Origin of the sequence: Citrobacter sp. Ct235 (assembly GCF_030332305.1) — a bacterium.
In the GTDB taxonomy this organism is placed as follows: Bacteria; Pseudomonadota; Gammaproteobacteria; order Enterobacterales; family Enterobacteriaceae; genus Citrobacter_A; species Citrobacter_A telavivensis.
Genome location: NZ_JAOWIC010000043.1, coordinates 288,949 through 303,769, shown reverse-complemented (window position 1 = coordinate 303,769; position 14,821 = coordinate 288,949). Strand labels below are relative to the sequence as shown.

Below are 14,821 nucleotides of genomic sequence, written 5' to 3'. Positions count from 1 at the left end.
TTTTTTTGATGATGTGTGTTTGTCGCGACAGGCCAGAAGTGGCCCGAACTCAATGACCTTATCAGTCATGCGGATATGGGGAAAATGCAAGAATGTTTCGCGCTATGCGTTTCTTGCATAATGCGGCAGGAAGCGTGGGCATGAAACCCCCCGTCTGTTTCCGTCTGGTTTTAATGTTGCCGGTAATTTCGCCCTCCGTTCTTGTAACGAGAGTCAATACAACGGCATTCTTCCCGGCATGCAAAAACCGCAGTCATCGCGATCGCGTATGCGTGAGCATTCGATACCTTATTTTTAAATATATTCAGTTGAGCAGAGCGGGGAACTGACAGGAACAGTGAATGACTCCTCATGACAAAGGGTAATGTAGGGGATAATCTGCCGTATCGTTTACGCTATTCTTAGTGACATAGCGTGTTTATGCATCATGGTCTTCGGGGGAATTATGAGTGGAATGCGTTCCCGCACGGCAATTATTGTGGACGATCATCCTCTGGCGCGTATGGCTATTCGCGGTGTGCTGGAAAAAGATCACATTACGGTTCTCGGAGAGTATGAAGACGGTGCGATTGCGTTAAAGAGTCTGGTAAAAACGACAGCGGATATTGTCGTTATTGACGTTGAGATCCCCGGCATCAATGGTGTCGAACTGGTGGAAAGGCTCAGATCGGAACGCTATTGCGGTGTGTTAATTGTCGTCTCAGCGAAAAACGATCGTTACTTCAGCAAACGTTGCGCGCAGGCGGGGGCGAATGCGTTTATCAGTAAAAAGCAGAACATGGATAACATTCTGGCGGCTATTAATGCCGCGCAGAATGGGTATACCTATTTTCCATTTTTCTACGAAGAAGCCTCCGAAATCCTTACCGATTCGCAGCGTCTGGAGTCCCTCTCAGCACAAGAGATGAAAGTCATGGGACATGTGCTTAACGGTCTGGACAATTCGCAGATCGGTGAGGCGATGCATATTAGTGGTAAAACCGTCAGTACTTATAAAACGCGACTGATGGAAAAACTCGGTTGTAAATCATTAATCGAACTGCTCTCTTTTGCTCACCAAAATAAGCTGACATGATGATGAATAAATGGCTGATAGTGGTGTTCATTGTTTTATCTGTAGGTGGACGCACCGTTTACGCACAGCAAAAACCGCCCGTTGAGCTGGAACTATCAGGATTCAATTATATAACGCCTGTACCGGTTTATCTGAGTGAGGATGACAAACGCTGGCTGCAACAGAAAAAAATACTCCGGGTCGGCGTTTATGAACCCGGTCAGCCACCGCTTGTTCTGACAACGCTGACGGGACGTTATCGGGGAATGAATGCTGACTATCTGGCATTGATTCAACATTCCCTTAATACACGAATCAGTGTGATGGTATTTCCGGGGCAAACGGACGCTGTCGACGCGCTAAAAAAGGGCGAAGTCGATATGGTGTTGACCGGGCTGGAGAGTCAATCCTGGCGTGAAGCAAGTGTTCAGGTTTCTCTGCCACTGATTCATTCCTGGCCAAATTTAGTGACTTCCCTTGGCAACGTTATGGCGCCGTTGCAGAGCGCGCAACGTACGAGTGTGGCGATTGTTAACCACTATCCGGATGACGATTTTATCCGCCAGTCCTTTCCCGATGCCGAGATAAATAACTATAACAGCTATCAGGAGGCGCTGAATTCCGTTAATAATGGACGCAATACCTGGTTTTTCGGTGATTCACTCACTACCAGTACCTGGCTTTCCCAGGAGTTCAGTCTTGCGCTGACAACGGTAAAGTACTGGCCTGCACCGCAAAGAAAGAGCTACTTTTTATTTTTACCCGCACAGCAACGGTTGCGGGAAATTGTGAACAATACGCTTAGCGCAATTGATGAAAATATCCATGGGCAAATTGCCCAGTCGATGATTGATAAAAGCAATCTCTCCTTCCTGATTGAACCCCTGAACCTGACGCCACGCGAAAAGCAGTGGTTGAATAATCACAAAACGCTACGTGTGATTATCAATCCCTGGTTTGCCCCCTACACGATGGTTGATGGCAGCCAGCAGACGCGAGGTATTGTTGGCGACATCCTTAACTTGATTGGCCTGCAAACGGGTATTCAGTTTGAGACGGTTGTCGTCAAATCGAATAAAGAGATGATCGCTGAGATGAAGAAAGGTAACTGGCATATTGTGCAGGCGGCAACCTATGATCTCAGCCGGGAAAATTATCTCTCTTTTACTCACCCCTTTATCACCACACAATTCGTTGCCGTGATCAGAAAAGAGGAAAGTAAAGAACATGCGCTGCGACCCGGTAATCATGTGGCAATAAGCGCCGATCACACTTTACTGACCAAACTGAAGGCGCAATATTCAGGCATTCTGTGGGAAGAGGTGGAAAATTCCAGCGTGGCGTTGAATCTGGTCGCAACAGGAAAAGTGGATGCCGCCATTTCGAATCAACTGACCGCGCGTTATCTGAGTGAACATTACTATCCCGATCAGCTTTCCTGGATACCGCTTACAGGAGAAGATCCTGCGGCAATTAGTTTTGCGGTGCCCCGCTCTGAACCGGAGCTACGGCAAATTCTGGATAAAGCGTTAGATGATATTCCACAAAAAGAGGTCCTGCAGATAGTCAGTAAATGGATCCGTCTGCCGGATGTCAAAATAGATACCTGGGAGTTATACAACAGGCCTTTTTATCTGGTAGCTACGTTAGCATCGTTACTGGTACTCAGCACCTTGTTATGGGCAGTCTATTTGGTGCGGGAAGTCCGTGTCAGAAAACGTTCTCAACGCTTACTCAAAGAGGAACGGAACAGGGCTCTCAGGGCTAATGAGGAGAAGAGAGAATTTCTTTCTCATATGAGCCATGAGATACGAACCCCGGTAAGCGCCATTATGGGATTTCTTGAATTACTGCAACTTTCTCCTGCGAAGTTTAGCCCGGAAGATAAAGCGTCAGTGGACCAGGCTGCTCAAGCCTCACGTTCGTTATTAAAACTTATCGGCGAGATCCTCGATCTGGAGAAGATCGAATCGGGTTTGTTAGAGGTTGTCCCTCAATGGAAATATCCGGACGGTCTGGTACAAGACAACATTGCGCTATTTAGCGCGCTGGCGGCGCAAAAAGGGATCGCGCTGCATTACGATTCTCGTTTAGATGCACGTGAAGCGATGCGACTGGATCCACAATTATTGGGGCAGGTTCTGACCAATATTATCGGTAATGCGGTGAAATTTACCGAACGCGGTGATGTGCGAATTTCAGCGGAGAAGCATGAGCAAACGCTGGTGATCTCGGTGAGTGATTCTGGTCCGGGGATGAGCGAAGAAGAACAGCGTCGATTATTCACCGCTTTTAGCCAGGGAAAAGCGGGAGCACATCATCGTGGTTCGGGGCTTGGATTAGCAATCAGTCGGGCATTACTGAAGCAAATGGGAGGAACAATCGAACTGCAAAGTGAGCTCAATCGGGGAACGACCGTGACGTTGAGCCTGCCAATCCAGACGTCGTTTGATATCACGCCCACCGTTGCGGACGTTGACTCGCCTCTGCCAGCATTTCAAGGAACGCTCCGGGTATTAATCGCTGATGACCTTCCTTTCAGCCGATTACTCCTCAAGCGTCAACTGGCAACACTGGGCATCATGGCGGATGAAGCCGACAACGGAGAGACCGCATTACATTATCTTCAGCAAAGAGATTACGACTTGTTGATTACCGATCTCAATATGCCGGTTATGGAGGGTGTTGAGCTTGCCCGCCAGGTAAGACAATTTAATACGACGCTTGTTATCTGGGGGCTCACGGCAACGGCGCAGGAACACGAGCGCGAACGTTGTTTGTCGGCGGGTATGAATGCCTGTCTTTTCAAACCGATCACACTGTCGCAGCTTTCTCATTTGCTCTCCGGTGTGAGTGACGCCCACGACACCGTATTTGATCTCGAAAGACTGGCGATGCTGGCGCAAGGGAATCGGGCATTGATGCTTCGCGCATTAAAGGATGCGCAGGTAGAAAATCGCTGCGATTTAACCGCGGCTCATAAAGCCAGTGAGTCTGGTGATTATCGTCTGGTGAAACATCATATTCATCGCATTAACGGGACCGCCCAGCTATTGGGGGTTGAGACCTTGATGACGGCTGCACAGTCTTTGGAGGATAAACTCCCGGATGCTATTACCGCCACAGCACTGTCTGGTGAGCTTGAGCATATCCAGACGCTGCTGGACGAACTGGAGCTCGCAATCGAGAAGTTCACGCCCTAATTCCCCTTCCTACACGTGTAGGCGGTGCCTGACAGAATAATAAGGCACCGCTGATGTTGCTCTCGTGTTAACCAGGTAAAATAAGCCCTGTTCCAACAGAATAAAATTAGTTAATTAAACCTGGTATATTTCCTAAGAAAAATCCATGTTTTGGTTTATTACAAGTTTCAGCTATCAAACATGCTCGGATCATTAAACCAAACCTATCCATGTAGTCAGTGTTTAATTCTTATTTTGTTCTTCTGTGTGGGCTTTTGTATTGGTTAAAATAGTTAAGTGTGGATCGTTGTTCTTTTGATGATGAAAAGATAGTAGAAACGATCGTTTTTATGTTTTCTGACGAAATCCACGACTTTTGTGATGTCATGCTGAATTATTTTCTGTAAATTTTACAGCGAAACATGAAGTGGCTTACTGACGTTATAAAAGCAAACAGGACGTGTCGAAAAGGGAAGTTTTATGAAATTATCAGACTCCGTTTTTTCTGATGATTATTTTTTTATTGTCGGCATAAGTGCGTTGTTAACGCCGGAGTTGATTGATGAAAATTACTATATAGTCGATGTTGATGAGTCTAGTTTTCAACGGAGTACTGAGTATTTGTCGCCTGGTAGGAAAATCATTGCATTTATCACTAATGATCTAGACTACTATGCTTTGAACCATTTGAGCGATATTACCTTTATTGATAAGAAACGCCGGATAAACGAAATTCTCTCGTGCCTGTTTGTCAATGACCCTCGGTATGCTTATCGGGTGAAATACACACTTTCATTCCGGGAAAATGAGGTTCTTGCTTGTATGCAAAAAGGAATGGATGCGAATGAGATTGGTGAGTTATTGGGCATGTCGATGAAGACGTTTTATGCACATCGTCGCAGTTTAATATTTAAACTTCAACTCGGTAATCGAGTGTCTCTGTATCGCAATATCGCGCGAATAAGGATGTGCAAACAGTGTACTCATGAATCTGGCCTTGCATAAATTGTTGCATTAATGTCAGGGGCGATAATATACAGAGGAGGTGAACGCGGGAATAATTATTTTTAATATCCATGCTTTTAATTACTTATTAACTTAACTATCTGGATTTATATATGAAAAAAATTGCACTGATCTCCGCGATTTTATCGCTTTCTACTCTGCAAGCAGCCAATGCAGCCGATGGCGTAATTAACTTTACCGGAACGATTACGGGAACGGCGTGCGTGGTTGATCCTTCTGCGATTGCACAACCTGTTGAGCTGGGTACCGTCTCAACGGCGGCATTTTCTGGCGGGAATGGCGCAACCGCGGCAGCCAAGCGCTTCAATATTGTGCTGAAATCCTGCCCGGCGAGTGTGAGCAGCGCCAGCATTCGGTTTGACGGTGCCACTAACACGGCGAATCCTTCGATTCTGGCGTTGACCACGGGGCAAACGGCGACGAATGTCGGCGTCGCTATCTATGAACAGGACAGCGCCACATTGATCCCGGTAGGCTCTTCTTCGGCTAACGTGACGTTGTTGGAAGACGTCAACAATACGTTGACCTATTTCGCGAAATATATGGCCACGGGGACTGTCGGCGCGGGGACGGCAAACGCGTCAACGTCCTTCACCGTGACTTATCAGTAAAAGCAGGGCCACCAGTGGCCCTGAGTAATCAATCAGGAACTCTCATGTTTCAGCAATTATATAAAACGCTTGCTGTGGGGATGATATTGGTCTCAACAGCGGCAGTCAGTGGTGTTGAAATAGGCGGCACCCGTCTTATTTATAATAGTAATGCCAGTCAGGCCACAATAAGCGTGAAAAACCCGGACAATAAACCGTATTTAATCCAGTCATGGGTGAGTAAAAGTGAAAATGGTGATGACAGTGGAAGCGAATTTACCACGACACCACCCTTGTTTAAATTAAACCCAAATTCACAGAATTCCGTTCGCGTCATGCTGGCAGAAAACCACTTACCTTCGGACAGGGAAAGTGTTTACTGGTTGAATATTAAAGCGATTCCGTCATCCTCGCCGGATGCGAAAAATGAATTGTTGATCGCAGTAAAAAGTAAAATGAAGCTATTTTATCGTCCCGCGGGATTAAAGGGCGACCCGTCATTAGCGTACCAGCAGTTAATTTTTTCGCGCGAGGGCGGAAAGTTGACTGTCAATAATCCAACGCCTTATAGCGTGTCGCTTAATGAAGTAAAGGTGAACGGCAGAGCGATAACAAAACCTCCAATGGTATTACCATTTCAAACAGTAACGCTACCACCGTCGGGGATAACAGGCGGAGAGGTATCATGGCGTGCGATTAATGATTTTGGAGGCGTCACGACTGAACAAAAAGTTAAAATGTAGGTTAATTACTTATGCTCCATCTCAATGCGGTCTCAGGTTTTGCAACGTTAACAAAATTATCAGTCCTGGTCTATCTGACTACACATGCTTCAACTGTGTTAGCTGAGGATTATTTTTCACCAGACTTTATTGAAACCCGAGGGAATATCCCACGCGATATTGATATCTCTCGTTTCAGCAGAACTGACGGACAGATTCCCGGTGTTTATCACGTTGATGTCTATCTGAACGGAAATTATATCGAATCTCGTGATATCACTTTTTTGGGTAAAGCGAGTGAATTGACGCCATCGTTAACTTACGCCGATTTCGTGAAATGGGGTGTGAAGCATAATGCACAGCCTGACTGGATGAGTATGGCGGATTCCGCAACCATCGATAATATTGGTGAGTTACTCCCCGGAAGCCAACTCAATTTTCAGTTTGACAGGATGCGGCTGGAGATTTCAGTACCGCAAGAATATATGCAGCGCGATCCGCGCGGCTCAGTCTCACCGGAACAGTGGGACGACGGGCTGAATATGTTGTTCCTGAATTACAACTTCTCTGCTGCCAATAGCCATGGCAAGGGAGATTCGCGTAATGACAGCTATCTGAACCTGCGTAGTGGGATTAACGTCGGTCCCTGGCGGTTGCGTAATTACTCGACGTATAACAATAACCAAGGGGACGGTCGCTGGAACACCCTCAGCACTTCACTGGAGCGTGATATTAAAGTGCTGAAAAGTCAGTTCAGTATGGGTGATGGTTATACACAGGCCGGCGTATTCGACAGTGTTCATTTCCGCGGCGCGCAAATTTATTCGGATGACACCATGCTACCGGAAAGCGTACGTGGATTTGCGCCTGTGGTCCGTGGTATTGCGCAAAGTAACGCACAAGTCACCATTCGTCAGGGCGGGAATATTATCTGGCAGTCTTATGTTCCGCCGGGGCCGTTTGTGATTGACGATCTCTATCCTACTGCCGCTAGCGGCGATCTTACCGTGGCTGTGCGTGAAGCCGATGGTTCGGTACATCAGTTTATTCAGCCATTTTCGGCTGTGCCGATCATGCAGCGTGAAGGCCAGTTTAAATATGCGTTGGCCGCGGGGAAATATCGTGCGTCAAACAGCACGGATAAGGAACCGGAATTCCTTCAGGCCACGATGCGTTACGGGTTGCCGTGGGACACCACGCTCTACGGCGGCACGCTGGCGTCGGGGGATTACCAGGCTGCGGCAGTCGGTATCGGCAAAGGATTGGGTGATTTTGGTTCGTTTTCTTTTGACACCACCTTTGCACATACGCAGATGCCAGGCAAAACGGAAGGCGGTATCTCGCTTCGTGCGCAGTACGCCAAAGATTTTTCATCCACGGGCACCTCGCTGAGTCTGATGGGGTATCGGTATTCCTCTTCCGGTTTTCATGATTTTCAGGAAGCGAATGGCGATGTGAATAAATACCGGATGGCGAGTGATAACGCTCTGGAAGGAAATGACTGGCGCTATCAGCGTAACAAACGCAGTAAGGCACAGGTGACGTTGAACCAGCAACTCGGTGGTTTCGGGAATCTCAACCTTTCGGCCTGGCACCAGGACTACTGGGGCGGCGATAGCGAACGTAACGTCAGCCTGGGTTACAACACCAGTATTAACAATATTAATTATGGCCTGAACTACAGCTATTCCCGTGGTCCCTGGCACAACGACAATGATCATATCGTCTCTTTTACGATGCAGATTCCGTTCTCACGTTTCTTGCCAAATAGCTGGATGACGATTTCGGCAAGCGCGAATAAAAAAGGCGATGCCACTTCACAGGTGGGGCTGTCCGGTTCCGCGCTGGAAGACAGAAATCTGAGCTGGAACGTCCAGCAGGGATACAACAGTAAGGGGTCAGATGTGACGGGTAGCGCGTCGGCAAATTATAAGGGGCGTCACGGTGAATATCAGCTTGGTTATAACTACTCTCGCGATAACCGACAGGTGTCGGTTGGCGCAATGGGGGGACTGGTGGTTCATCCGTATGGCGTCTCTGCGACTCAGCCTCTTGGCGAGACGATGGCGTTGGTGAGGGCCGAGAACGCGGCAGATGCGAAAGTGGCGAATAACAGTGGCATTTACACGGACAGTAAAGGTTTTGCCGTTGTGCCATACGTTTCGCCATATCGGCAGAACAGTCTGACGTTAAATACCGACGCCTTGAATAACAATACCGATGTGTTAAATGACACGCGCACGGTCATACCCACAAAAGGTGCGCTGGCGCTGGCTGACTTCCCGACCGTTACCGGCTACCGGATCATGCTGCAATTGACGGGTAAAACGATTCCGTTTGGGGCGACGGCAAAGATAAACAATCGCGACAATGCGCCAGAAGGAATTGTTGACGATCGTCAGCGAGTCTGGTTTAGCGGTGCACCGGAAAAAGGCTCCGTGGTGGTGAACTGGGCTGGGGAAAGTTGTCAGGCAAGTTATCAGATTGCGCAGATTTCTGACAAAACGCATAACGTCACCGCAGAATGCAGATAAGTGGAGAGTAAGATGAATCGAATTATTGCGAGTTTACTGTTGGTGGCTCTGGGACTGTTTTCACGTACCGTGCTGGCGTGGGATTGTTCGACGGTCACGCCTTCAACAACATTATCGCCACAGAATATCACTATCTCCAGGGATCTGCCGGTGGGGGCCGTTATTGGTACGCAGATAATGACCCCGACAGTGAATGCGTTCAGTTGTTTTGACTCACAACAAGGGGTCATTTCCAATCAAACGTTTGGCGTAAAGGCGACAGGTACCTTCGATTCGATGGTCAATGGAGTACGCGTTTATAAAACCAACGTTAACGGTATTGGCTATGCTATTTCCGCTACAACGGCAAAGTGTGCCGGAGGGAATGCCACCGTCACCGGGTCGAATACTATTCGAGGGGATATTAACACCGCTCAACTGTGTCAAAATACCACGGGAATGATAAGCCCTGGATTAAATGGGTCAGTCACGGTGACGTTTTATAAAACGGCGACGGAGACGGGGTCTGGGACGATATCGGCAAGAACGGTGGGGTCGTTGGTATTGCTGAATAACTCGCTGCTCTGGCAATCCCCAGAGGCCGCAGTCAATATCAATGCGTTCACGGTGACCACGCCGGCCTGCAAACTCACCACAGCATCAATCCCTGTCGATATGAAAGAGGTCGATAAAAACGCCTTTAATGGCAAAGGCACGACGCCGGGAGAGACATATACCCAGTCATTCAGTCTGCCGATGACCTGCAATGCCGGAACGGCGGTCAGCGTCAGGATGGAAGGCGATATTTATGACGCAACGAAAGGCGTTATCAATACGACCAGTGGGAGTAACGCCGCCACAGGGGTCGGAATCCAACTGCTTTATGACAATCAGCCGATGAGGCTGGGCTCAGATGTTGCGGTTGGGGCATCAGGCACGGGAGGCGGATTTTCGGTACCGCTTAAGGCGCGTTACTATCAGACGGGCGAGCGCATCACCACCGGGGCGGCGAATGGCGTCCTGTCTTTTACGATGACATACCAGTAACTAACAGGCGAATGCACATCAGAACAGGCTAACGTCAACCTGTTCTGAGCGGATTGTTAATCAGGACACATTTAATGCGGCTACGTTTGCGATGCCGTAGGGAGAAAGCCACCAACAGCCGTTTATTCTCTATTTGCCATTACAAAATTATCTGTGCCAGTAAAAAGCCAAACGGTACCGAGAAAATAATCGACAAACATCCCGGCAGGAAGAAGGGATGATTAATGATCCTTGAGCCATTCCAGCGTGGACTGAGAAACGATCCCGTATCATCAGTGGCTATCGCAAACGCGGTTGTCGGATAAATATTCGTGATATAGAGTGCGCTGACTGCGACAAAACTGGCTAATATGGCATCTGCGCTAATGCCGATAGACGCGGCAATAGGCATCAGTAATGCACTGGTCGCCCCCTGGCTGAACAGCATTGCGCTGGTACAGAAAAATACGGCTGCTAATAAGACCGGCCAGGTGCGCAATATGTCACTGGCTTCCATTTTGATCTCATCAATATGGGCACCGATAAGCGTGCTGCTTAACCAGACAATCCCTAAAACGACCACCAGCGATTCCGCACCTGATTTAAATATCGGTGAGTTCTTCAGCTCTTTCATGTCCAGCTTGCAGGTAAAAATAATGATGGTGGACACGACAAACATCGTAATAATGATTAAGTCGCGGGAGTTGATGGTATGCCCGATAAGCGATTTAAATAGCAGCATACACACCACAAAGACAACACCTGCCAGGAATATAGCAACCGAAGATTTTCCACCAGCGGGAATCGGGCGGTGGGTATGTTTATTCAGTACAATTTTATTCTCCTGCATGATTTTTTGACACACAGGATCGTCGGCCAGTTTTGCGCCCTGTCTGCTGGCAATAAACGCCGCGATCAGCATGGCGAATAACGCGGTGGGCAGGATAACCAGCATTGCATCGCCGAAACTGACGCCCATCACTTCAACAGTGCCGTACATGATAGCCGTGGCGGCAGAGATCGGGGAGGCGGTAATCCCCAATTGTGACGCCACAACCGCAGAACTCAGTGGTTGGCTGGGCCGGATACCATTATCTTTCGCCACTTCCTGAATCACGTTCATCACCGACATCGCGGTATAACCGGTACCGGAAAGTACCGTCAAAATAAAGGTCACGGTAGGGGCGAGAATATTAAGGTAGCCAGGATGATGACGTAATAACTTTTCTGTCAGGGTGACGAGATAATCCATTCCACCGGCCTGTTGCATGGCCGAAAGTGCCACAATGGTCGACAGAATAATGAGCATCACGTCGACAGGCGGAGATCCCGCTGGAACGCCAAAGATAAATACCGAAATCGCTAATCCGATCCCGCCGGCAAACCCGACGCCAATTCCGCCCCAGCGGGCGGCAAGCATGATGGTTCCCAGCAATAAAACGACATGTAATATCACCATATATTTAACCTGCTCTTTGTTATATTTTATTTATCGGCAACGAGGTGGCGAGGTAATGAATAGTGAATATTCATTACCTGCAGTTAACGCTTATTTCTCGAAAACAGATGATTACGACATATTCATTTCTGTTTGATAGCGTTTAATCGCTGCCGTACTTTTTTGCGGGTCGGTCATATTCATCGGATCAAGCAAATAGTCCGCCTGTTCCGGCGTCAGCAGTTTTTCTGCCAGCACGACCTGCTTTACGCTGCACTGTTGTTGATACGCGGCTTTTGCAATTCGCGATCCCACCTGATAACCAAACAGCGTTGCCACGACGGTGGCCAGCGCCGTACTTTCCTCGGCGTAGCGAGCACTCACTTCTTCATTGATCGCAATATCTTTCAGGCATTTATCGATGAATAACGGTATCCCCCGACTCAGTAACGAACAGGATTCGAAAAGCGCCTTCAGCAGTACAGGTTCCCACACGTTCAGGTCAAGCTCGCCACCCTCAACGGCCATGGTCACCGTGACGTCATTACCTATCACCTGATACGCAATTTGATTCATCAGTTCGGGCATCACCGGGTTGATTTTGCCCGGCATGATGGACGATCCCGGTTGCACGGCCGGGACGATAATTTCATTAAAGCCTGCGCGCGGTCCTGAACCCTGAATACGAAAATCGGTTGCCATTTTGGAGAGAAAGGCTGCGATTTTTTTGAGCTGTGCGGAGAATTCAATATAAAAATCACCGTGTTGCAGACCATCGAAGAAATCCGTTTCTGGTCGATATTTTTCGCCTGTGAGGGTTTCCAGCCACTGATAAACGGCCGGAAGATATCCCTCATGTGTGGATAACCCCGTGCCGATCGCCGTCGCCCCCAGGGGTAAACACAACGCCTCTTCGTTAACCTCGGTCAGCTTTTCTTTGAGTCTGCTGACCTGTGTGCGATACGCGCCAAACTGCTGACCAAACGTCATCGGCACCGCATCCTGAAGGCAGGTGCGGCCTAACTTCACCTTGTCGGCAAACAGACGGCTTTTGTCCGCTAACACGGCTTCCAGTTTTTCCAGTTGCACGAGCAAATGTTTAATATTCATGCGGCTGGTCATTTTCATTGCCGCAGGGATGACGTCGTTAGTTGACTGCCCCATATTGACGTGCGTATTCGGGTGAATCGCGTCATATCCCCGTGCGCCGGTGAGAAGTTCATTCGCGCGGTTAGCGACGACTTCATTCATGTTCATGTTGGTCGAGGTGCCGCCACCGCCCTGAAAAACATCAATCGGGAAATGGGCAGCAAAATTTCCGTTCATCACCTCCTGCGACGCCGTCACGATGACGGCGGCTTTCCGCGGTTCCAACGCGCCAATTTGCGCGTTCGCCTGAGCCGCCGCTTGTTTGATCGCGGCGATAGACCACAGGAAATGCGGAATATCGCCGGCCGTTTGTCCCGATACTGAAAAATTCAGTACCGCCCGTTGCGTTTGAATACCGTAGTAGGCGTCATCCGGCACCATTAAAGTTCCTAATAGATCCTTTTCTTCACGCATCGTTATCTCTCTTCCTGTATTAAGGTGTGTCGCTACCTTAATTTGCTGGCTGTACAGATAATTTGAAGTGGCTCAAAGAAAAAAAACCATTGAAAAGATAAATACTCATTATTAAAAAATGTAATAGTAGAGGCGGGGATGAAGGACATTAACTTCGATTTTAAGCAGTTACAGGCGTTTTTAGCGGTGATTGAGACCGGTTCATTTACCGCTGCGGCAAAGAAGCTCAACCTGACTCAATCCTCGATTTCTCAGCAGATAGCGAATCTGGAAAATGGCCTAAAGACAGATGTGATTAACCGCTCACAGCGACCCATTCAGATGACGATAGCCGGGCAAGCGCTGTATCCGCTGGGGAAAAAGATTATCGATAGCGGCATTTATTTGCAGGAACATATTAACGCGATCAGTCACGGGCATATTTCACATTTGAAAATTGGTTTTGTTGATTCGATCGGTAAATCCATTGGGCTGGATATCCTTAAGTTCCTGCAACCGCAGGTAAAACATATTTTTCAGGTTACCGGTACGGCATCGGGACTGCTTTCCGCACTGAATACAGGCAGCATTAACCTGGCAATCACCATGCTGCATACTGAGATGCCGCCTAACGTCAGAATGTACCCGTTGATTGAGGAAGAGTTTCTGTGCGTTTGCCCCAAAGCCTGGCCGGAGACGCGACTGGAAGAGTTGTGTAAAAACAGGAACTACATCGCCTACACCCCCAGTACGCCAACCGGCATCCAGACGCTCAACTGGCTGAAATGGAATAACCTGTCTCCATCCATACAGTTTGAAATGGACAATGCTGATGACATTCTGAAACTTATTTCCTACGGTTATGGATGGACGCTGACCACGCCGCTGTTTATGACCACCATTCCCACGTTTACCGACTCGCTGAAGATCATCCGTATCAACAACCGTAAAGAGCGGCGCAAAATTGTCCTGTTGTGTAAGGACGACGAACTGTCTGAGTTTTATAAACATCTGGCGATTGAAGTCCGGTCGATACTGGAAACGAAACTGGAGCAAGGGTTTTACAGTAAGCTCGATTCGGATGCGGATGCGGATGTGTCGTTATGATCATGGTCGCGACGGAGGAAGCCGCGTTATCCACTAACGAGATAGAACGCCTGATATTTACATAACCCCAATCCTTCATCATTCGGTCTCCAGCGAAGTATTGCCCGCAATTACCCTCTAAAGTAGCGGAAGTGCTTATGCCGGAGGTTGCTATGATTGCAGTGATTTTTGAAGCGGATGCGGTGCCCGCTCAGCAGGAACGATATTTACAACTCGCCGCTGAACTCAGGACGGAACTCGTTAATATTGAGGGTTTCATCTCAATTGAGCGTTTCAGAAGTTTGAGCAAGGAGGGGCGGATTTTATCGCTGTCGTGGTGGGAGAGTGAAGACGCCGTTACGGTGTGGAAAAACAACATGAAACATCGGGCCGCGCAAATGGAAGGAAGGGAGTCGATATTTTCGTTTTACCGAATCCGCGTTGCGCACGTTCTGCGTGATTATTCATCCGAATGAGAAGCGAATGGAATACCCCCCGACGTCGCTTCTGGCCGTCGGGGGAGGGTTATATCTCTGTTCTTCGCCGATACACGATTACAGCCTGAATGCCTGCAAGCCGATCAGGTTGCTCTGCGTTTCGATGTTGAGCAGAAAATCCAGTAACCCATGACATTCTGTAACC

Annotated in this window: 11 protein-coding genes; 9 read left to right on the top strand and 2 right to left on the bottom strand. The window is 48.4% G+C overall.

The features are described from left to right. Nucleotides 1–445 precede the first annotated feature (445 nt). The 7 genes from evgA to OGY35_RS10535 all read left to right on the top strand — a co-directional run bounded on the left by evgA (nucleotide 446) and on the right by OGY35_RS10535 (nucleotide 10,134). The gene (evgA, locus tag OGY35_RS10565; protein ID WP_229236535.1) at nucleotides 446–1,075 is read left to right on the top strand and encodes an acid-sensing system DNA-binding response regulator EvgA; all 630 of its coding nucleotides are present in this window, start codon (nucleotides 446–448) and stop codon (nucleotides 1,073–1,075) included. Beyond that, nucleotides 1,072–4,257: an ATP-binding protein gene (locus OGY35_RS10560; RefSeq protein ID WP_286632238.1), complete on the top strand. Its 3,186-nt coding sequence runs from the start codon at nucleotides 1,072–1,074 to the stop codon at nucleotides 4,255–4,257. Before evgA ends, OGY35_RS10560 begins: the two co-directional genes overlap by 4 nt. Before the next feature lie 459 nt (nucleotides 4,258–4,716). Next, nucleotides 4,717–5,241: a helix-turn-helix transcriptional regulator gene (locus OGY35_RS10555; RefSeq protein ID WP_286632237.1), complete on the top strand. Its 525-nt coding sequence runs from the start codon at nucleotides 4,717–4,719 to the stop codon at nucleotides 5,239–5,241. A gap of 113 nt (nucleotides 5,242–5,354) precedes the next feature. Then, complete coding sequence (locus OGY35_RS10550) at nucleotides 5,355–5,873, top strand: fimbrial protein (protein WP_152402253.1); 519 nt, start codon at nucleotides 5,355–5,357, stop codon at nucleotides 5,871–5,873. Nucleotides 5,874–5,917: 44 nt separating this feature from the next. Then, the gene (locus OGY35_RS10545) at nucleotides 5,918–6,595 is read left to right on the top strand and encodes a fimbrial biogenesis chaperone (protein WP_286632236.1); all 678 of its coding nucleotides are present in this window, start codon (nucleotides 5,918–5,920) and stop codon (nucleotides 6,593–6,595) included. Between the two features lie 11 nt (nucleotides 6,596–6,606). Further along, on the top strand, nucleotides 6,607–9,108 hold the full coding sequence (locus OGY35_RS10540; protein ID WP_371895156.1) for a fimbria/pilus outer membrane usher protein: 2,502 nt from the start codon (nucleotides 6,607–6,609) through the stop codon (nucleotides 9,106–9,108). A 12-nt stretch (nucleotides 9,109–9,120) separates the two neighbouring features. Then, a complete protein-coding gene (locus tag OGY35_RS10535) occupies nucleotides 9,121–10,134 on the top strand; it encodes a fimbrial protein (protein WP_286632234.1) in 1,014 nt (337 codons plus the stop codon). Nucleotides 10,135–10,273: 139 nt separating this feature from the next. Here OGY35_RS10535 and OGY35_RS10530 read toward each other — a convergent pair whose 3' ends face one another. Then, nucleotides 10,274–11,572: an anaerobic C4-dicarboxylate transporter gene (locus OGY35_RS10530; protein WP_152402259.1), complete on the bottom strand. Its 1,299-nt coding sequence runs from the start codon at nucleotides 11,570–11,572 to the stop codon at nucleotides 10,274–10,276. A 111-nt stretch (nucleotides 11,573–11,683) separates the two neighbouring features. Further along, a complete protein-coding gene (locus OGY35_RS10525; RefSeq protein WP_152402260.1) occupies nucleotides 11,684–13,114 on the bottom strand; it encodes an aspartate ammonia-lyase in 1,431 nt (476 codons plus the stop codon). Between the two features lie 138 nt (nucleotides 13,115–13,252). On the opposite strand from OGY35_RS10525, the gene OGY35_RS10520 reads away from it, so the two are divergent. Continuing rightward, on the top strand, nucleotides 13,253–14,200 hold the full coding sequence (locus tag OGY35_RS10520) for a LysR family transcriptional regulator (protein WP_286632233.1): 948 nt from the start codon (nucleotides 13,253–13,255) through the stop codon (nucleotides 14,198–14,200). Between the two features lie 152 nt (nucleotides 14,201–14,352). Continuing rightward, on the top strand, nucleotides 14,353–14,655 hold the full coding sequence (locus OGY35_RS10515; protein WP_152402273.1) for an antibiotic biosynthesis monooxygenase family protein: 303 nt from the start codon (nucleotides 14,353–14,355) through the stop codon (nucleotides 14,653–14,655). The last annotated feature ends 166 nt before the right edge of the window (nucleotides 14,656–14,821 follow it).